Origin of the sequence: Providencia sp. JGM181 (assembly GCF_018257375.1) — a bacterium.
GTDB lineage: Bacteria > Pseudomonadota > Gammaproteobacteria > Enterobacterales > Enterobacteriaceae > Providencia > Providencia lanzhouensis.
In genome coordinates, this window is the sequence record NZ_JAERJY010000031.1 from 1 (window position 1) to 18,791 (window position 18,791).

Genomic DNA, 18,791 nt, shown 5'->3' on the forward strand with positions numbered 1-18,791 from the left:
ATTTCTCTAAGGAATCAACGCTATTGTGACTAAAGCGCCGTAACTGGGCTTGGGAATGCATTGCCCCTTCTAACAAAGAAGCATGGCTGAGTTTATCAGCCAGAATACGGTCTTCCGCCGTCATTAATGCGGTGATCAAGGCATGGTTAGCAGCAAAGCCAGAGATAAACAAAATGGCACGTGGATAACCCAACCAATCCGCCAGCTTCTGCTCCGCTTGGTAATGAGCGTGAGTGAACCCCGTGATATGTCCAGAGCCGCCACTTCCTACTCCATACTCTTGCGCACCTTGCTGCCAAGCACGGATAATTTCAGGATGTTGGCTCAGCCCTAAATAATCATTCGACGAAAAATTCAGGTAGCTTTTGCCTTGAAAATGGAGTTCCCGACCAGAGCTTTTTTCAATACATCTGCGCTCACGCCATGCAGAAGCGTCTTTACGCTTCTGCAATTGGCTATCGATAAACGATGTCCAACCCATCAGACTGCCGCATTATAGAATTGCGGATTGTCAGCGGTTAACAGTGTTTCTGCCAGTTTCGCTGCTTGTAGATCTTCCCCGTCTTCCATTTCGATACGTTCAGGGTTGATATTCAGCTTTTTAAACAGCGCAATATCTTTGTTTTCATCAGGGTTTGGCGTGGTTAACAGTTTGCAGCCATAGAAAACAGAGTTCGCACCCGCCATAAAGCACAACGCTTGAGTTTGCTCGTTCATATGTTCGCGACCTGCGGATAAACGCACATAGGAGCTTGGCATCATGATCCGCGCCACTGCAATGGTACGAATAAAATCAAATGGATCGACATCTTCATTATCAGCCATTGGAGTGCCTTCAACCTTCATCAACATATTGATAGGCACGCTCTCTGGTGGTTTTGGTAAGTTAGCCAGCTGCACGAGTAATGCCGCACGGTCACTGACTTTTTCACCTAACCCCAAAATTCCACCCGAGCAAACTTTAATTCCCGCATTACGCACATTATCCAGCGTATCTAAACGGTCTTGGTAAGTTCGCGTGGTGATAATATTGCCGTAATATTCCGGTGAAGTATCAAGGTTATGGTTATAGTAATCCAGACCCGCGTCCGCTAAGCGACCCGCTTGCGAATCATCAATCATTCCCAGCGTCATGCACGTTTCCATGCCTAACGCTTTCACTTCCTTGACCATCATTTCAAGGTAAGGCATATCGCGCTCTTTCGGGTTACGCCATGCTGCCCCCATACAGAAACGCGTAGAACCGGCATTTTTAGCTTTTTTCGCCGATTCAACCACTTGCTGGACTTCCATCAAGCGCTCAGTTTCCAAGCCCGTTTTATACCGCGCACTCTGAGCGCAATACTTACAATCTTCAGGACATGCCCCGGTTTTGATAGACAGCAAGGTGCTCACTTGCACTTGTTGCGGGTCAAAATGTTGGCGATGTACTTGCTGTGCTTGAAATAGTAATTCGAAAAACGGCATTGAAAACAGTTCGTTAGCTTGTTTTATTGTCCACTGTTTTAGTTGGCTCACGGGAACTCTCCAGTTGAAAAAGTTGTTGCCAGTTTAAATATTGCGATTATCATGTCAACTAAATGATCTAAAAAAAGTTGACGAAAGATAATGATGGACAGTTGCGATATTGCTTTTGATGCCAAGCACATTTGGCATCCTTACACCTCAATGAGTCACCCTATTCCTGCCTATCCAATCGTTGCAGCAGAAGGTGCGGAGCTGATTATGGAAGATGGTAGAAGACTGATTGACGGGATGTCATCGTGGTGGGCAACCATTCATGGCTATAATCACCCAGTACTCAATCAAGCGGTCACCGACCAACTAGCGAAAATGTCTCACGTGATGTTCGGGGGCATTACCCATCCACCCGCCATTGCATTATGCAAACAACTGGTTGCCATCACCCCAGAGCCACTCGAGTGTGTTTTTCTTGCGGATTCTGGTTCAGTCGCCGTAGAAGTTTCCTTAAAAATGGCGCTGCAATACTGGCAAGCTCGCGGTGAAAAGCGCCAGCGAATTCTCACTTTACGTCATGGTTATCACGGCGATACTTTTGGTGCGATGGCGGTGTGTGATCCTGACAACTCCATGCACGGTTTATACAAAGGTTATTTACCGCCCCATATTTTTGTCGACGCGCCTCAGAGTGGTTTCCATGATGAATGGAATGAAAGTGATCTTCAGCCACTCAAACGCCAACTTGCCGAGAATCATCAAGATATTGCCGCGATCATCCTCGAACCTATCGTTCAAGGTGCGGGAGGAATGCGTTTTTATCATCCTAATTACCTCAAAGGCGTTCGTGAGCTTTGTGACCGTTACGGATTACTGCTCATTGCGGATGAAATCGCCACAGGGTTTGGCCGTACCGGAAAGTTATTTGCTTGCCAGCATGCGGAAATTTCACCTGATATCATGTGCCTAGGTAAAGGTTTGACGGGGGGTTATATGACCCTCTCGGCCACCATTGCTACTCGCCATGTCGCGGAAACCATCAGTAATGGAGAAGCAGGCTGCTTTATGCACGGGCCAACCTTTATGGGAAATCCATTGGCCTGCGCCGTTGCCAATGCCAGTTTGAAATTATTGCTAGAAAGCCCATGGCAAGAAACTGTTGCCAACATTGAACAGCAACTGAGAACGGAGTTACTTCCCCTTGCCCGTTATTCAAGTGTTCAGGATGCTCGGGTGTTAGGCACTATTGGTGTGATTGAGATGAAGCAGCCGGTCAATACGGCCGAATTGCAGAAAGTTTTTGTGGCTGAAGGGGTATGGGTACGCCCATTTGGTAAGCTTATTTATGTGATGCCGCCATATATTATTACCCCAGAACAACTGAGCAAAATAACTCAAGCAATGGAAAAAGTGCTCGCCGCTTAACGTAAAATGTCGCTGAACTATCTGCTCAGCGACATTTGCTCAACCGTTAACGGAATGTCACCCACATACAGCCCGCAGAGGCTTTATAACGCGCTAATTCAGTTAATTTTCCAGTGATAGAGTCAATCTCTGACACGGAAATATGATCGGATTTTTGTCCGCTTGACACCAAGAAACGCCCTGATGGGTCAATGTTAAAACCACGAGGCTGCGCTTGCGTTGGGTAGCGTCCAACTAAACTTAACTCGCAACCATTCTCAGAAACTTGATAGTGAGCTAAGTAACTCTCTGAACGTTCACTCGCATATAAATAACGACCATTTGGCGTGATATGAATATCCGCCGCCCAACGCTGGCTCTGATTCCCCTCAGGATACAATGCTACATTCTGCATTTCACGGTAACGCGTAAATTTATGATAAACATTGATCGTGGAATCCAGTTCATTTAAGCAGTAAATCACTTTTTCTTGAGGGTGTAGCGCTAAATGGCGAGGACCTGCTTTTGGTGCCGTTGTAATTTGATCCGCTGTAGCTTCGGTTAAATAACCATTGTTTGCCAGATCAAATAAACGAATATGATCTTCGCCTAAACATGGCACCCACAACTGCTGATTATCAGCGTCCATATGGGATGAATGCGGGTGGCGTAATCCTTCGATAACTTGAATGGGTGATCCTGCAATGCCGTCACTACCAATCGGTAATACCGCTAAATTGTGCTGGTGGTAAGAAGGAACAAACAAAAATTTACCGCTATTATCCAGCGATAAATGCACAGGTTTTCCTGATACGCTGGTTTGCGCTTTAAAACGTAATGTACCTTGAGGTTCAATATCATAGGTCACAACACTCAGGTGAGGGCCGACCCCGATATACAGATGCTTTTTATCGTGGCTCACCACCATTGGCTGCACTTGCCCCGGTGTACTCACGGTTTGCAGTAGTGAAAGTTCACCCACTTGATTCATCGCCCAAACGTGAATTTGTTGGGTTTCTGGGCTGGCAACATAAACAACCTGATCCATCCTGACTCCTTGATTGATAGTAAAATCATCGAATGAAATAATTGAGTGACTATACCGAAAAAAAATCAAATTGCCGCTAAAAAACCAAATTACGGTTAAAAACCCAATAACCACTAAAAACCTTCGCAGCACAGTTTAGTGTATAAACACTAATCAACTTCAGTTATCATAAAGCCCTAAAATGAATCCGAAAAAATTATATGGAGTCGTTTATGTCATACCGTGTTATTGCCCTCGATCTCGATGGAACGCTACTTGATCACCAGAAAAAAATTCTGCCCGAATCTTTAGAAGCTCTGAATGAAGCCCGTCGACAAGGGGTCAAAGTCATCATTGTGACAGGTCGTCACCATGTGGCTATTCATCCGTTTTATCAGACACTTGACTTAGATACCCCTGCAATTTGCTGTAACGGTACCTATCTGTATGACTATTTAGGTAAAAAAGTCTTAGAGTCGAACCCAATGACGGTCGATTCTGCCGCCTTACTGATTGAAAAACTGCGTGGCTCCAATATTCAGCATTTAATGTATGTTGATAACGCAATGCTGTATCACACGAAAACTGAAGGTGTGGCGCGTACATTAAATTGGGCGCAATCTTTACCTCAACACCAGCGCCCAACTTTCGAATTTATCGAAGATTTCGCTCATGCGCTCAATCAGTATGAGTATATTTGGAAATTTGCCGTCACCTCACCAGACCATCAACGCCTGCACGATGTTGTTCGTGAAATTGAGTCAGAATTAGACTTGGATTGCGAATGGTCGTGGGAAGATCAGGTGGATGTGGGTCGCAAAGGTAATAGCAAAGGCCAGCGCCTGAAAGAGTGGGTTGAATCCCAAGGCATGAGCATGAATGATGTGGTTGCTTTCGGCGATAATTTCAATGATTTAAGTATGCTAACCACAGCAGGTTTAGGAGTTGCTATGGGTAACGCCGTTGATGAAATCAAGCAGCAAGCCAAGTTAGTGACTCGTGTTAATACCGAACCGGGTATCGCCGAAGTGATCCGTAAATACGTTTTGTAAAACAACTCAGTGCAAGGCTCTAAGTTATTTGCATTGCAGCTAGGCGACAAATTCACTCATCCCTAGGAGCATACACAAGTATATGACTAGGGTGAGTTAATGAAGTCAACAACGCTGTGGTGTGAAGAACGACGAGCCTTTAGAACGTTTTAGAAAGAGATGCCGACTTAACCTGCGCAAACACCTTCCGCCCTTTACGAATCGAAAGTTCATCCCTAGCCCAGCGCGTGATCCTTGCCCATAAATAGTGCTCATCCCCCAAATCTAACTTCACATCCACTTGCTCGCCATCCTCTATCCATTCCACTACTTCCGCAGAAAGAATATTACGGATACTGCTCACTGAAGGTTTTTCAAGCACTAAAGAGACATCAGATGCATCAATACGTAATCGCAACGCACTGTTTTTATCTACATCTACGCGAGGGATCCACAATTTTTGATTACCCACCATCACCGCCGTCATTTGATAATCAGGGTGCTGGCTATGCACCTCCACACTCAGCACACTACTCAACGTTTCTTGCTGTAACCAAGGACGTAATGCACTACTTGCCCATACCTCTTCTAGAGGACCAAACGCCTTCACTTTACCTTGCGCCATGACGATAACTTTATCCGCCAAACGTAGAATTTCATCGAGGCTATGACTGACATACAAAATTGGGATTTTAACGTCTTGGGAAAGCTTTTCTAAGTAAGGCAATAATTCACGCTTGCGTGGAAGATCAAGAGAAGCTAATGGCTCGTCCATTAACAGAATTTCAGGCGCTGTTAATAATGCGCGCCCAATCGCCACCCGCTGTTTTTCCCCCCCGGATAGGGTCATTGGGAAGCGATTTAGTAATTTTTCAATCCCCAACAATTCAACGATATCGTCGAATCGCTCTTTCATTTGCGGCGCCATACCGTAGCGTAAATTGCTTTTTACGCGGTAGTGGGGAAATAACCGAGCGTCTTGGAAAACATAGCCAATATGACGTTTCTCAGGAGGCAAGCAGATCCCTTTTTCGATATCCACCAGCGTGCGTCCATTGAGAACGATGCGTCCTTTATTTGGCTTAGTTAACCCGCCTATCACGTTGATTAGTGATGTTTTTCCCGCACCTGATAATCCAAAAACTGCCGTGATGCTTTCAGTAGGTAGCTGGGTATTCACTTCCATTTGTAAGTCACCCAATTTTTGCGCAAAATTTAGTTCTAACATATTAGGCTACCCCCAGACGCTTCTTGCCCCAACGGGTCAGCCATTCTGAAATTAACAATGAAATTAATGCTAAGACAATCGCAATAATACACAGACGCGCCGCATCAGTTTCTGCTCCCGGCGTTTCTATCAATGTATACATAGCGAGTGGGATTGTCTGAGTTTCCCCTGGAATATTAGACACAAACGTAATAGTTGCCCCAAATTCGCCAAGAGAACGTGCAAAAGCTAAAACCGTACCGACGATAATTCCCGGTAACGATAATGGAATGGTGATCGTGAAAAAAACTCTTAATGGGCTCGCGCCAAGGGTTCGTGCAGCTTGTTCCAGCTTTTTATCTACAGCTTCTAGCGCTAAGCGTATCGCTCTCACCATTAATGGAAATGCGACCACCGCCGATGCTAATGCCGCACCCCGCCAACTGAATGTAAAACTGAAACCAAACCAGTCATACAGCCATTCGCCAATAAATCCTCGCTTACCCATACTGACGAGTAGCAAATACCCCACTACCACTGGCGGTAGCACCAGTGGTAAGTGGATAATACTGTCGAGCAATGTTTTGCCAGGAAAATGGCAGCGGACTAATACCCAAGCCATCAAAATGCCAAACGGTAAGCTAAATAGCACCGCTACGCTGGAAACTTTTAAACTGAGGTAAATCGCTTCCCATTCATAAGGACTTAACATCTGCAACGATATGATCTCTTAATTATTTTTGATTTGGAGTGAAGCCGTAACGCTTGAATATTTCTGAAGCCGCTGGGGTTTTCAGGTATTCATAGTAATCACGGGTCGCTTTATTATCCTGATCTTTCACAATTCCCATTGGATATTCAACAGGTTTATGAGTGTCTGCAGGGAAAATACCCACTACTTTTACTTTTTGGCTTGCAACAGCATCAGAACCGTACACAATACCTAATGGTGCTTCTTGGCGTTCAACGAGTGCCATGCCGCTACGTACGTTGTTTGTACGCGCTAATAATGGGTCAACCGTTTCCCAAGCCCCTAAATAGGTTAATGCTTCTTTAGCATAGATCCCAACAGGAACGTGGTCAGGGTCGCCGACTGCTAAGCGGCCGCCATCTAACAGTTTTTTCCAATCTGTCTGTTTGTTAATTTCCACTTTATCGATTTTTGAATCTTTAGGTGCAATCAACACTAACTCGTTACCTAATAAAGTATAACGGGTGTCTTTAACCATTAGATTTTTATCAATCGCAAAGTCCATCCACTGCTGGTCAGCAGAGATAAACATGTTTGCGGGTGCACCTTGCTCAATTTGGCGAGCCAGCGTTGAAGAAGATGCATAAGAAGCCACTACTTCAACATTCGTTTCTTTCTTATATTGCTCTGAAATTTCATTCAGTGCGTTAGTCAGTGATGCCGCCGCAAATACGGTAATTTTTTCAGCCGCGAAGCTATTACCTGCCATAGTCAGTGTTAACGTGGCACCCGCAACCAGAGATATCAAACCTTTTTTCATGTTAATCCACCATTGTATTATTTAACACGCTATATATATCAAGATACAGCGTTAACTTAAAGTCAAACAATGCATAAAAGTGTGCTAGCTCAAGAACTCATCCACTTTTTCTCAATGGGATACTTATCATGCTCATTACACTGTAGGATTTTTGGGTCTGAGCATCATCGCTTTTATATAGCCTTAAATATATTTCCTTTGTAATTTTATCGGCACAAATCATTTACATTTGAATGTTTAATTCAATTTTTTTGCCATGCGTCATGAAAAAAGGAAAAGGTATGATTCCCCCACAGATAGTACGTGCTCCAGCCCAAAGTAATTACATAAGCGGATTAACGACCGAACAATTTAATCAATTATTTGATAAAGAGATTAACCCAGAAACATTGGATGCGTTGGAAAAACAGGCAGGAAATGGAAATTTAAACAGCATTGAGTTATTGCACAATATTGCCCTACGCCAAGACCCTTCAGGAAAAAAAGCCGAAAATATCCTATTCGATTTATTCAGTGGTAAACAGCCAGCAAAAAAAGGAATTGATAAGGAAATCCAGAAAACCAGTAAAGCGTTATACCAACTATATACCGACAAAAAACTCGCAAACCACTTTGACGATTCAAAACTAAAAGCTCCCTCCAAGCTCCTCTATATTATTGGTTCATCCATAAAGAATCTCATGGATAAGATTGGGTTGAGCACCTTGTTATTCAACGATGATAAAACTGAATCAACAATTTGGGATACAAATAGAATGGTCACCAGCGATGAAATTGATTCCGCAAATAAAGCCTTCAACGCTTTACCATCAGATATAACCATCAATAGCTCAATGCCTCTTACTCTAAGTGGGTTCGATTTTTTGAAGGACAATATTAAGCAAAAAGAGAAAAATGCGCAGGGATTGAGTCAACTTGAATTATTTCCCGTCAATGTCCACGAACATTGGATTTTGCTTGCACTTTATCGAGACCCATTGACACAGAAAACCGATAGTATGGTATTCAATTCATTCACTGCACTGGCGCCAGAAACTCGTGAACAGCTCATGGATGCCGCTCAAGTTGTTGGGGCTGGCGATAATATGATCTTTATTGAAGGGAATATTCAACAATACGTGCCAAATGGTTGTGGGCTATTTGTTCTTGAAGCAATCAAAAAATTAACTGAGAACACACAACAAGATCCAAGAGAGATCCTCAAAACATTCCACAAAAATTTCCCAGAAAAATCCATTGAAGAACAGCAGCAATTTAATATTCAGAACCGCAGGGAACTGTTTTCAAACTATTACGATGCTCAACATTATTAATCTTAAAGCGCTTTCCTAAAACGAAAAGCCCCTTGGCTGCATACACAACCAAGGGGCTAGGATTAATTCGAGCTAAGCTCGCTATGTATTACTTATTTTCAGTATTATGGTGATGCGGAACATGGGCTTTAGACAATAGGTTAAAGAATGAACCTAAGCCATAGATCAGACCCATGATCAATACCATTACAACCGGAACCATTAATAGGGCAAAGCCCAAACTTTTGATAAGTTCTAACATCTAAGCCTCTTCAGTGATACTGTGCTCACCAGCATTCTGATACGCTGACGAGGGAAAAATCAATATAACAAAAATAATAACGCACAATAGCATTATATTGCATACTATTTTAGACAAATTATTATACTAGCAACATACTAAATGTGCTTTTTGCCTTTGCCGCCACAATCCTAGCAGGGAGATCTTAAACAATGCAGGCCGAAATCTTACTTACATTGAAGCTACAGGGAAGTTTATTTGCCGACCCTCGCCGAATTGCCCTATTAAAGCAGATAAAAGCGACAGGATCGATTAGCCAAGGCGCTAAACTTGCTGGGATCAGCTATAAAAGTGCGTGGGATGCCATCAATGAAATGAATCAACTTACCGATGATATTCTGCTGGATAGATCGACCGGAGGCAAAGGTGGCGGCGGAACCACTCTCACCCAGTATGGAGAAAGATTAATCCAGCTCTATGATTTACTGGGGCAAATTCAACAAAAAGCCTTTGATGTGCTCAAAGATGATAGCCTTCCCCTTGATAGTTTACTCGCTGCAATCTCTCGCTTTTCATTGCAAACCAGTGCCCGAAACCAATTTTTCGGTACTCTGATTGCTCGAGATCACAACCATGTTTTACAGCATGTTCAAGTGAAACTGGCCGACAAGAAAACTGTCATTAATGCCGCACTAACCGAGTCCAGCGCTAACCGCCTTGGCTTAGTTGAAGGGAAAGAAGTCCTCGCTCTGATTAAAGCGCCGTGGGTCAAATTGACCAAACAACCAAGCGAAACCCATTTTGATAATCAACTGGCAGGCACCGTTTCAACCCTGGAAAGAGGCCCTGAAAACAGCGAGATCCTTGTCGCTTTAACGGGTGGAGAAACACTCTGCTCTACCTTATCAAATCAAGAAGTTGATGCGTTAAAACTGGCGATTAACGACCCAATTACAGCGCTATTTAATGCTGACCAAGTGATTATCGCTACGCTTTGTTAGATTTTTAGGGGTTAACGCCCCTAATATTACCCCTGATTCACTATTTTTTAGCTTCCCCTCATGTTGGCTTATTGACTTTACCTGTAAACCTGATTATTTGTGGTAGCAGGCAGGTCAATGATAAGGAAGCTAAATGAGCTCGATAACAATACAAAATGGGTGCTTTAAGCTGAGCGAGACCCAAACGCTTGATATTCCTCATCTCGAAATTCATTCGGGTGAAAGCTGGGCTTTTATTGGTGCCAATGGTAGCGGAAAATCATCGCTAGCACGCGTACTCTCCGGAGAATTGCAATCTCTTTCCGGAATCACCCAAAGCGGCTTCAAGTCCCCTATCCGCCTCTCTTTTGAGCAGCTACAAAAAATCATTGCAGAAGAGTGGCAACGTAACAACACCGACTTACTCAGTGACGATGAAGAAGATACAGGTTTTACTGCCGCAGAAATTATTCAACTTCATCATAAAGATAATGAACTGTGCTTAGAGCTTGCGGCTAAATTTGGCATCAGCGACTTGCTATCACGCCGCTTTAAATATCTGTCTACCGGGGAAACTCGCAAAGTCTTACTGTGCCAAACTTTGATGAGCTCTCCAGACTTACTGATCCTCGATGAACCTTTTGATGGCTTAGATATCTATTCACGAAGCAATCTTAGCGAGCTGCTATTTAGTCTGCATGATAAAGGTCTCACTTTGGTATTAGTTCTCAATCGATTTGATGAGATTCCCGATTTTGTTGAGCACATTGGTGTTGTCGCTGACTGTAAACTCACTCTAAGTGGAGATAGAGAGTCAGTGCTTGCTAACACCCTAATCCACCAGCTACAACACAGTGAAAAAATCAAGCAACTCACTATTCCTGAACAAGAAGATCCCACGATTGAAGAGGCTCTAGATACAGAGGCACCACGTATTGTTTTAAACAATGGTGTCGTTAGCTACAACGATAAACCCATTTTACATGAGCTGAATTGGCAAGTTAATCCCGGAGAACATTGGCAGATTATTGGTGAAAATGGTGCGGGTAAATCCACATTGTTAAGCCTGATCACTGGTGACCATCCTCAAGGTTATAGTAATGATTTAACCTTGTTTGGACGCCGTCGCGGCAGCGGAGAAACGATTTGGGATATTAAGCGCCATATTGGCTATGTCAGTAACAGTATTCATCAAGAGTATCGTGTGGCAACCAGTGTACTCAACGTAATTATTTCCGGTTTCCATGACTCCATCGGTCTGTATCAAACACCTTCAGACCGCCAAGTTCAGTTAGCTTATGAATGGCTAGCACTGCTTGGATTTGCACCACAAACGGCTCAACAACCATTTCATAGCTTATCGTGGGGTCAACAGCGATTAATTCTGATTGCTCGCGCTTTGGTTAAACACCCTACCATGCTTATTTTGGATGAACCTCTTCAAGGGCTTGATGGGCTAAATCGCCTGCTGGTATTACGTTTTATCGATATTATGCTTAGCCGAGGAAATACTCAGCTATTGTTTGTTTCACATCACCAAGAAGATGCCCCATCGTGCATTACCCATCGCCTGAAGTTTGTCCCTGATGGGGATAAATACCGCTACGATATTGAAATTGTCTCAGAATTATAACCTTGCTATCTTGCTGGTAAGTATTTACTTACCAGCATCATTTATTACCCCTTATCAAATTTCCCAATAAATTAATCCAGCACATATTATTATTGAATTTTTCACTTGCTGTATCGATTCACTTAGGGTTAAATCTATGGCATACCTTCTGATTTACAGAGCCAGTGACACGGTGCTAAAACACCTAATAGACTAAATCGTTTCGCCTAACCTTAAGTGAAATTAAAATCACTAATCCTTAGATATTATTGATTTTTTTGACTTAAAACTGAGAAAACGTCATGTTGTCACTAGCGTTCGGGACGACTATCCCTATAATGTAGGTCAGCAATAATTCATTTCTAATTTGAATGTACTGATAGGAGTTTTAGCTATGGCTGTAACTAAACTGGTTTTAGTAAGACACGGTGAGAGTGAGTGGAACAAAGAAAACCGCTTCACCGGTTGGACTGATGTAGAACTGTCAGAGAAAGGTCGTGAAGAAGCCAAAAATGCAGGTCAACTGCTGAAAAAAGAAGGTTTTGTTTTTGATTTCGCTTATACTTCCGTTCTAAAACGTGCCATCCACACCTTATGGAACATTCTGGATCAAGTTGAACAGCAATGGCTGCCAGTTGAAAAAAGCTGGAAATTAAACGAGCGTCATTACGGTGCACTGCAAGGCTTAGACAAATCAGAAACCGCTGCTAAATACGGTGATGAGCAAGTGAAACTGTGGCGTCGCGGTTTTGCAATTACTCCACCAGACCTGACTAAAGATGATGAGCGTTTCCCTGGTCACGACCCACGTTACGCAAACTTAAAACCATCTGAATTACCAGTGACTGAAAGCTTAGCAACCACTATCGACCGTGTTGTTCCTTATTGGGAAGAAGTGATTAAGCCACGTGTTGAAAAAGGTGAGAAAGTGATCATTGCCGCTCACGGTAACTCACTGCGGGCTCTGGTTAAATACTTGGACAACATGGGTGAAGAAGAAATTCTGAACCTGAACATCCCAACAGCAGTGCCACTGGTTTATGAGTTCGATGAGAACATGAAACCAATCAAGCGCTACTATCTGGGTAACCAAGACGAAATCGCAGCAAAACAAGCTGCGGTTGCAAACCAAGGTAAAGCGAAGTAATTACTGACTTCTCTCCATACCTAATGGATTGAATTGAGGGTTAAGCCGATGGCTTAGCCCTTTTTTATGGGTCTTTTTCTCTCTTTTTGATATTTGATTATAAAATCCATCACCTCGGAGTGTCGAAAACACCGATAACCGACTATCATAGGGAAAAATTCACTGAAAGGTTGATAAATCAAGAAAATGAATAAGTTTAATCTATATGTCTGGGTAGGGTTGATCCTCAGCGCCAGTATTTTAGGTGCGCTACTGTATATGTTACAAACCGGGGAAATGACTCTTGAAGGACCTGCGGGTAGCGCAAACCCTGAGCTGATGAAAACATTGATGATTATTGCGTGTGTCAGTTTTCCACTGCAAATTGTCAGCATGATGGTACTCAATTATAAACCTACATTCGCCATTGTTCTTGCCGTGGTCAGTAGCGTAGCGCTCATGCCAATTACTATTGTGTTTGCGATGGGGATGGTTTTTTCTGCCATTCGCTGGCGTTACCACCAACTCACGCCATTTGATACCACTATTAATGTGCCTTTCGATGTCAGCATCCCGATGAATAAACGCATCAATACAATGATGGTATTCCCAATTGCGATTTTAGGTATTGTGTTGATTGTATTAAGCCAAAGCCTAGGTATGTTTTTATTCGTACTGGCCGTTTTCTTAGGTTTCTTTGGTAAAAAAGCGAGTAGCACTACCTATTTGGCTATCAAAGATACACATTTTTATATTCGCCCAAATATCTTTGCTTATTGTTACCGTATTCCACTCAAAGATGTGTTCTACGTAAAAAGTGAGAAAGGAAAATTATTTTTCACTGCTAAAGTAGACGGTTCAGATATTCAGCTCTCTGCTAATCCTGCCAATATGACTCCTGAAGATCAGGCAAATATTGAAAAATTATTAAGCCGAGTGCAAAAATAGTCACAAAAAAGCCAGTTCCGAGAACAACGAACTGGCTTTTTCATTCATGCTATTAAGTGCGTAATTTGTTGATTACTTTTGACGACGAGCAATCACCGCATCGGATAACTGACGCAATACTTTTTCCGTATCATCCCAACCAATACACGCATCAGTGACACTCTTACCGTAAACCAAAGGCTCACCAGATTCTAAATTCTGGTTACCTTCAACTAGGTGGCTTTCGATCATCACCCCCGTAATTGAGCGATCGCCATTGCTAAGCTGGGCGCTAACATCCGTGGCAACTTCCATCTGTTTTTCAAATTTCTTGCTGCTGTTCGCATGACTAAAGTCGATCATAATGCTTGGGATAAGCCCTGCATTCGTTAACCCTTCACGCACGTCTTTAACATGTTCAGCGCTGTAATTGGGCGTTTTGCCACCACGTAAAATAATATGGCAGTCAGGGTTTCCGCTTGTATTCACAATCGCTGAATGGCCCCATTTAGTGACCGATAAGAAACTGTGCGCCGAGCGCGCTGAATTAATAGCATCAATCGCAATTTTAATTGTGCCATCAGTTCCGTTTTTAAACCCTACAGGACAAGATAAGCCGGAAGCTAATTCACGGTGGATTTGTGATTCAGTGGTACGCGCACCAATGGCACCCCAGCTCATTAAATCCGCCACATATTGTGGGCTGATCACATCGAGGAATTCACCCGCCGTTGGTAAGCCTTGGTCATTGATCGTTAGCAGCAGCTCGCGCGCGATACGTAATCCTTCGTTAATATCAAAGCTGTGATCCATATGTGGATCGTTAATTAATCCTTTCCAACCAACGGTAGTACGCGGTTTTTCAAAATAAACACGCATCACAATTTCTAAAGAACCTTTTAACTCTTCACGAAGTTTTTTCAAGCGCTCAGCATATTCCAAAGCCGCTTTTGTATCGTGAATAGAACATGGACCAATGACAACGACTAGACGGTCATCTTCCCCTACTAGGATATTGTGAATAGCATGACGAGCTTCATGAACGGTAAACGCCGCTTTATCGGTTGCTGGAAATTTTTCAAGCAGTGCAATAGGGGGTAATAATTCTTTTATTTGTTTTACTCTGACGTCATCGTTCTGATAGTTCATACTGGCATATCCAATGTTTATTATTTTTCCTAAAGTTGAGTTACATACCTTTTTGAGTCTCAATAGCTAACAATTAACTTAAAATGCGACAGGTATCGAATTTTCAATCTAACTGTTCCCTAGCCATCTGTAAACAGCCAAAATGGCGAGATAATCACTCATTATTCCGCTTCTGATTATAAAATGAGGTGAAACTGTGATATCTAGCACAATAGCTAAACAATAGAGGGATAATACAGAGTAAAAATATAAAGAAACGGCCAAATAACGATGATGTTACTTTAGCCGTTTTTTGCATTTTTTCCTACTGAGTTACTAACTCAACAAGAGACTTAATCACGAGATAACGCCGTTGAGCCATTTTCTTTCGCGGATTTGATCCACAACCGAGAACCATTCAATGCGATGCCAAGCAGAATTAAATATTCCAGTGACATTGCATAAACGCCTTGGATAAAGAAAATCACAATGCTAATAACGTTAATCACAACCCAGAGCAACCAGTTTTCTACATACTTACGAGTCATTAAAATCATCGCAACCACAGATAACACGGTCATTGTGGAATCCCAGAATGGGAAAGCATCTGGGTCTATTGTTGGTAAAGTTAAATTAGCACCAAAGAGGTTTAATAATTCAACAGCCCAAGTTGCAAGGCGCCCAAATACCGCATCAATATTAAAGGTAAGGAAAATAATAGCTAAAACTGAAATAACCAGCGTTGTTAACGCTTTAGGAAGACTTAACCAACGGATTTTCAACTCAGCTTCTTGAGAGTTTGATACGCGACTCCACGCATACCAACCATAAATATTGGCACCGAAGAAAAATACCTGTAAAAGCAAATTAGCGTATAACTGAATTTGGAAAAAAATCACTGCGAATAAGGTCACGTTAATGAGACCAAATAAGTAGTTGATAGTTTTTTCAAAGCTTGCCAATAGAATGCACAATAAACCCGCTATTGTGCCAACAGCTTCAATATACGAAAGGTCATAAACAGTTCCCCATACAGGGATCTGCACTAACGTATTTGCGGTGCTAAAAAACTCCATTTTTAAATCCTATTTATCATTCATCGTTAAAATAGCATTGCTCATCAATATCACACGGTTAACTTATTTGAAATTAAACCGAACATTTTTGGTTGTTATTTTAGACTTTCTGCAAACTTTAACATTTTATCCAATGGTAATAGGGCTTTTTCACGCAACTGTGCATCTACATGAATTTGATGCTCGATACCATTGCCTTCTAAGGCCTCTGTAATTGCCTGTAAGCCATTCATCGCCATCCAAGGACAATGAGCACAAGTCCGGCATGTCGCCCCCTCACCTGCCGTTGGAGCGATATACAGTGACTTATCTGGACATGCTTGCTGCATTTTATAAAAAATACCTTTATCGGTCGCCACTATCATGGATGGGTTAGGTAAAGTTTGTGCAGCTTTAATCAGTTGGCTCGTTGAACCAACAGCATCCGCTAAATCTACAACCGCCTGAGGCGATTCAGGATGAACCAATACCGCCGCTTCAGGATACATGGCTTTCATTTTCTCTAATGATTGGGTCTTAAATTCATCGTGAACGATACAAGCCCCTTGCCAACAAAGAATATCCGCGCCAGTTTGTTGTTGAACATAGCGCCCTAAGTGCTTATCCGGCGCCCAAATAATCTTTTCTCCGAGGCTATCTAAGTGTTCAATCAACTCCACCGCAATACTGGATGTCACGACCCAATCTGCACGGGCCTTTACCGCGGCTGACGTGTTCGCATACACCACCACAGTTCTGTCTGGGTGAGCATCACAGAAGCGGGCAAATTCTTCGTCTGGGCAGCCAATATCCAGCGAGCATTGTGCGTCGAGTGTTGGCATCAAGACATTTTTTTCTGGGCTTAGGATTTTGGCTGTTTCCCCCATAAATCGTACGCCAGCAACAACCAGGGTTGATGCATCATGTCGAGCGCCAAAACGCGCCATTTCAAGAGAATCAGCAACACAGCCGCCAGTTTCTTCCGCTAATGCTTGTATTTCAGGATCGGTATAGTAATGCGCGACAATCACCGCATTTTTTTCGACCAATAATTGCTTAATGCGCTCACGGTAAAACGCTTTCTGATCGGTATTTAACGGTGCTGGTTTAGGAGGAAAAGGATAAACAGCATGGTCAAAATCGATAAACTCGCTCATTTCTTGCCTCTGTTTAGCAGAAAGTTATTTTATGCCTGAAAATATTCATAAAACTCCTAATTCTGCACATTTTTGTTTTATATACTAAACAAGATACGCTTATTTGGCTAAGATGTCTCCAACCTTTTCATCTATGAGCGAATGATTTTGCTGTAGCGCCCTTTTTCACGATTTGTTTTTCGCTTTTCACCTCATTTGTCGGTATCTTAGCGGCTTCTGTTAACTCCAATAGGTTAGTTATGGAATCACCTGCAACGCTATTAAATAAAATAATTTCTATTTCATTACTCGAACCTAGAATCGAAGCCGTCATACTGACTGGCTCTAGAGGACGAGAATTAGACATCGATGGCTATTCAGACATTGATATTGAACTCATTGGTCATGGTGTGACTGCACTTTTTAATGATAAGCAATGGGTTAGCCTTATTGCCAATCCATTAATCGCATTACATTTAGATAATGGTGGTGAAAATGAGCCAGAAGATCCCACCTGCTTAGTAATTTATGAAGAAGGGCGCAAAGTGGATTTTACATTTGCAGAACCTTCTCGATTACTCAAAATGCAGCAACAAGGGTTAGATAGTACTTATTCACGTGGTTTCATGGTGCTGTTAGATAAAACCGGGCTCACGGATGCGCTACCGTCACCTAACCCTAGCGTATTAAAACCTACACCGTTAAGTGAACATCAGTTTAATGAACTGGTTACGGATTTTTGGTTTGAAGCTCACCAAGTGGCAATCGCATTAACGCGTAATGAGCTATGGAGCGCTTGGTCAAGAAGTGCTGACATGAAACGCTTTTTTCTCAGCTTACTTGAGCAAACTGTTGCTCATGGAAATACCCAAAATGATGTTTGGTATAACGGTAAACATTACCAGCAATGGATGCCTGAGCGTGTTATTCAAGCAACTGAAACGATTTTTGACTGTGGTACTGCGCAAAAAGCTGCATTATCTCTACATTGCTTGATGGGCCATTTTATGGAAGCGATGACTGAAGCCATTGAACTGTTTGGTTATCAAGATAATCGAGCGGTGGGTTTAAAAGTGCAAGAAATCGTTATCGGGATTTTAAAGGATAATGGGTTAATTCCTGAAAATCTGGAATAAATGGTATTAGACTGGCGAGGGAATGCTGGTTTTTGGGGTAGTTTATTTTTTTAAGATTTCATAGAGAGTCGTGCAGGATTACTCGGGCTTTGCCCTTGCCCTTGCCCTTCGGGTCGTTGCGGCAAGCGCAACGTTGTCTCGCTTCGCTCGGCTCGAACCTGAACGCAGCTTCTCACCCGCACTCAACGTACAATATGCAAATGACAGAGTTGTTTAGGATTGGGGAGTTTACTTGAGATGGTGGGTCGTGCAGGATTACTCGGGCTTTGCCCTCGCCCTTCGGGTCGTTGCGGCAAGCGCAACGCTGTCTCGCTTCGCTCGGCTCGAACCTGAACGCAGCTTCTCACCTGCACTCAACGTACAATATGCAAATGACAGAGTTGTTTAGGATTGGGGAGTTTACTTGAGATGGTGGGTCGTGCAGGATTACTCGGGCTTTGCCCTCGCCCTTCGGGTCGTTGCGGCAAGCGCAACGCTGTCTCGCTTCGCTCGGCTCGAACCTGAACGCAGCTTCTCACCT

General features: G+C 42.9%; 18 protein-coding genes and 3 other RNA genes (1 of these 21 running past the window's edge). 8 read left to right on the forward strand and 13 right to left on the reverse strand.

The window, feature by feature from the left end; genetic code table 11:
• Together JK188_RS06385 and bioB are read right to left on the reverse strand one after the other, a co-directional pair.
• Positions 1 to 481 (reverse strand): aminotransferase class I/II-fold pyridoxal phosphate-dependent enzyme (locus JK188_RS06385; protein WP_211888631.1); only part of this gene is annotated, 481 nt, incomplete at its 3' end.
• The gene (gene bioB / locus JK188_RS06390; RefSeq protein ID WP_211884950.1) at positions 481 to 1,518 is read right to left on the reverse strand and encodes a biotin synthase BioB; all 1,038 of its coding nucleotides are present in this window, start codon (positions 1,516 to 1,518) and stop codon (positions 481 to 483) included. The genes JK188_RS06385 and bioB, both read right to left, overlap by 1 nt.
• A gap of 93 nt (positions 1,519 to 1,611) precedes the next feature.
• Here bioB and bioA point away from each other — a divergent pair, with 93 nt between their 5' ends.
• Positions 1,612 to 2,883: an adenosylmethionine--8-amino-7-oxononanoate transaminase gene (gene bioA / locus JK188_RS06395; RefSeq protein WP_211886338.1), complete on the forward strand. Its 1,272-nt coding sequence runs from the start codon at positions 1,612 to 1,614 to the stop codon at positions 2,881 to 2,883.
• A gap of 46 nt (positions 2,884 to 2,929) precedes the next feature.
• Here bioA and pgl read toward each other — a convergent pair whose 3' ends face one another.
• Positions 2,930 to 3,910, reverse strand: a complete 981-nt coding sequence (pgl, locus tag JK188_RS06400; protein WP_211884949.1) for a 6-phosphogluconolactonase — start codon at positions 3,908 to 3,910, stop codon at positions 2,930 to 2,932.
• Positions 3,911 to 4,122: 212 nt separating this feature from the next.
• On the opposite strand from pgl, the gene JK188_RS06405 reads away from it, so the two are divergent.
• Positions 4,123 to 4,941, forward strand: coding sequence for a pyridoxal phosphatase (locus JK188_RS06405; protein ID WP_211884948.1), 819 nt, complete (start codon positions 4,123 to 4,125; stop codon positions 4,939 to 4,941).
• 139 nt (positions 4,942 to 5,080) lie between these two features.
• On the opposite strand, the gene modC is transcribed toward JK188_RS06405, so the two are convergent.
• The 3 genes from modC to modA are packed head-to-tail and all read right to left on the reverse strand — an operon-like array spanning position 5,081 to position 7,638.
• Positions 5,081 to 6,148, reverse strand: coding sequence for a molybdenum ABC transporter ATP-binding protein ModC (gene modC, locus JK188_RS06410; protein ID WP_036950539.1), 1,068 nt, complete (start codon positions 6,146 to 6,148; stop codon positions 5,081 to 5,083).
• 1 nt (position 6,149) lies between these two features.
• Positions 6,150 to 6,839, reverse strand: a complete 690-nt coding sequence (gene modB / locus JK188_RS06415) for a molybdate ABC transporter permease subunit (RefSeq protein ID WP_036950542.1) — start codon at positions 6,837 to 6,839, stop codon at positions 6,150 to 6,152.
• Positions 6,840 to 6,861: 22 nt separating this feature from the next.
• Complete coding sequence (gene modA, locus JK188_RS06420) at positions 6,862 to 7,638, reverse strand: molybdate ABC transporter substrate-binding protein (RefSeq protein WP_036950547.1); 777 nt, start codon at positions 7,636 to 7,638, stop codon at positions 6,862 to 6,864.
• A 281-nt stretch (positions 7,639 to 7,919) separates the two neighbouring features.
• On the opposite strand from modA, the gene JK188_RS06425 reads away from it, so the two are divergent.
• Positions 7,920 to 8,951 carry an ElaD/SseL family deubiquitinase gene (locus tag JK188_RS06425; protein ID WP_211884947.1) on the forward strand — a complete coding sequence of 344 codons (1,032 nt, stop codon included), beginning with the start codon at positions 7,920 to 7,922 and terminating at the stop codon, positions 8,949 to 8,951.
• Positions 8,952 to 9,039: 88 nt separating this feature from the next.
• Here JK188_RS06425 and JK188_RS06430 read toward each other — a convergent pair whose 3' ends face one another.
• Complete coding sequence (locus JK188_RS06430; protein ID WP_036950553.1) at positions 9,040 to 9,192, reverse strand: AcrZ family multidrug efflux pump-associated protein; 153 nt, start codon at positions 9,190 to 9,192, stop codon at positions 9,040 to 9,042.
• Positions 9,193 to 9,383: 191 nt separating this feature from the next.
• On the opposite strand from JK188_RS06430, the gene modE reads away from it, so the two are divergent.
• The 4 genes from modE (at position 9,384) to JK188_RS06450 (ending at position 13,837) form a co-directional block, all read left to right on the forward strand.
• Positions 9,384 to 10,172, forward strand: coding sequence for a molybdenum-dependent transcriptional regulator (gene modE / locus JK188_RS06435; RefSeq protein ID WP_036950555.1), 789 nt, complete (start codon positions 9,384 to 9,386; stop codon positions 10,170 to 10,172).
• A gap of 133 nt (positions 10,173 to 10,305) precedes the next feature.
• Entirely contained in the window at positions 10,306 to 11,784 is a 1,479-nt protein-coding gene (gene modF, locus JK188_RS06440) for a molybdate ABC transporter ATP-binding protein ModF (RefSeq protein WP_211884946.1), read from the forward strand.
• Between the two features lie 373 nt (positions 11,785 to 12,157).
• A complete protein-coding gene (gene gpmA, locus JK188_RS06445) occupies positions 12,158 to 12,910 on the forward strand; it encodes a 2,3-diphosphoglycerate-dependent phosphoglycerate mutase (protein ID WP_036950561.1) in 753 nt (250 codons plus the stop codon).
• A 186-nt stretch (positions 12,911 to 13,096) separates the two neighbouring features.
• On the forward strand, positions 13,097 to 13,837 hold the full coding sequence (locus JK188_RS06450; protein ID WP_211884945.1) for a hypothetical protein: 741 nt from the start codon (positions 13,097 to 13,099) through the stop codon (positions 13,835 to 13,837).
• Between the two features lie 72 nt (positions 13,838 to 13,909).
• Here JK188_RS06450 and aroG read toward each other — a convergent pair whose 3' ends face one another.
• The 3 genes from aroG to nadA form a co-directional block, all read right to left on the reverse strand.
• Complete coding sequence (gene aroG / locus JK188_RS06455) at positions 13,910 to 14,965, reverse strand: 3-deoxy-7-phosphoheptulonate synthase AroG (RefSeq protein ID WP_211884944.1); 1,056 nt, start codon at positions 14,963 to 14,965, stop codon at positions 13,910 to 13,912.
• 332 nt (positions 14,966 to 15,297) lie between these two features.
• Positions 15,298 to 16,020, reverse strand: coding sequence for a nicotinamide riboside transporter PnuC (pnuC, locus tag JK188_RS06460; RefSeq protein WP_211884943.1), 723 nt, complete (start codon positions 16,018 to 16,020; stop codon positions 15,298 to 15,300).
• Positions 16,021 to 16,115: 95 nt separating this feature from the next.
• Positions 16,116 to 17,156, reverse strand: coding sequence for a quinolinate synthase NadA (gene nadA / locus JK188_RS06465; protein WP_211884942.1), 1,041 nt, complete (start codon positions 17,154 to 17,156; stop codon positions 16,116 to 16,118).
• 239 nt (positions 17,157 to 17,395) lie between these two features.
• Between nadA and JK188_RS06470 the strand changes: the two genes are divergently transcribed.
• Positions 17,396 to 18,271: an aminoglycoside 6-adenylyltransferase gene (locus JK188_RS06470; protein WP_211884941.1), complete on the forward strand. Its 876-nt coding sequence runs from the start codon at positions 17,396 to 17,398 to the stop codon at positions 18,269 to 18,271.
• Positions 18,272 to 18,332: 61 nt separating this feature from the next.
• On the opposite strand, the gene JK188_RS06475 is transcribed toward JK188_RS06470, so the two are convergent.
• The 3 genes from JK188_RS06475 to JK188_RS06485 all read right to left on the reverse strand — a co-directional run.
• A non-coding RNA gene (locus JK188_RS06475) (RtT sRNA) lies at positions 18,333 to 18,467 on the reverse strand.
• A gap of 42 nt (positions 18,468 to 18,509) precedes the next feature.
• Positions 18,510 to 18,638, reverse strand: a non-coding RNA gene (locus tag JK188_RS06480) — RtT sRNA.
• A 42-nt stretch (positions 18,639 to 18,680) separates the two neighbouring features.
• A non-coding RNA gene (locus tag JK188_RS06485) (RtT sRNA) lies at positions 18,681 to 18,791 on the reverse strand; it runs 9 nt beyond the window's last position.

What these genes read in the sequence shown, in the direction of transcription:
- aroG (WP_211884944.1), bottom strand. Translation starts at nt 14,965, where the DNA reads ATGAACTATCAGAACGATGACGTCAGAGTAAAACAAATAAAAGAATTA.
- pnuC (WP_211884943.1), bottom strand. Translation starts at nt 16,020, where the DNA reads ATGGAGTTTTTTAGCACCGCAAATACGTTAGTGCAGATCCCTGTATGG.
- nadA (WP_211884942.1), bottom strand. Translation starts at nt 17,156, where the DNA reads ATGAGCGAGTTTATCGATTTTGACCATGCTGTTTATCCTTTTCCTCCT.
- JK188_RS06425 (WP_211884947.1), top strand. Translation starts at nt 7,920, where the DNA reads ATGATTCCCCCACAGATAGTACGTGCTCCAGCCCAAAGTAATTACATA.
- modA (WP_036950547.1), bottom strand. Translation starts at nt 7,638, where the DNA reads ATGAAAAAAGGTTTGATATCTCTGGTTGCGGGTGCCACGTTAACACTG.
- JK188_RS06430 (WP_036950553.1), bottom strand. Translation starts at nt 9,192, where the DNA reads ATGTTAGAACTTATCAAAAGTTTGGGCTTTGCCCTATTAATGGTTCCG.
- JK188_RS06470 (WP_211884941.1), top strand. Translation starts at nt 17,396, where the DNA reads ATGGAATCACCTGCAACGCTATTAAATAAAATAATTTCTATTTCATTA.
- gpmA (WP_036950561.1), top strand. Translation starts at nt 12,158, where the DNA reads ATGGCTGTAACTAAACTGGTTTTAGTAAGACACGGTGAGAGTGAGTGG.
- modF (WP_211884946.1), top strand. Translation starts at nt 10,306, where the DNA reads ATGAGCTCGATAACAATACAAAATGGGTGCTTTAAGCTGAGCGAGACC.
- modB (WP_036950542.1), bottom strand. Translation starts at nt 6,839, where the DNA reads ATGTTAAGTCCTTATGAATGGGAAGCGATTTACCTCAGTTTAAAAGTT.
- JK188_RS06450 (WP_211884945.1), top strand. Translation starts at nt 13,097, where the DNA reads ATGAATAAGTTTAATCTATATGTCTGGGTAGGGTTGATCCTCAGCGCC.
- bioA (WP_211886338.1), top strand. Translation starts at nt 1,612, where the DNA reads ATGGACAGTTGCGATATTGCTTTTGATGCCAAGCACATTTGGCATCCT.
- JK188_RS06405 (WP_211884948.1), top strand. Translation starts at nt 4,123, where the DNA reads ATGTCATACCGTGTTATTGCCCTCGATCTCGATGGAACGCTACTTGAT.
- modC (WP_036950539.1), bottom strand. Translation starts at nt 6,148, where the DNA reads ATGTTAGAACTAAATTTTGCGCAAAAATTGGGTGACTTACAAATGGAA.
- modE (WP_036950555.1), top strand. Translation starts at nt 9,384, where the DNA reads ATGCAGGCCGAAATCTTACTTACATTGAAGCTACAGGGAAGTTTATTT.
- pgl (WP_211884949.1), bottom strand. Translation starts at nt 3,910, where the DNA reads ATGGATCAGGTTGTTTATGTTGCCAGCCCAGAAACCCAACAAATTCAC.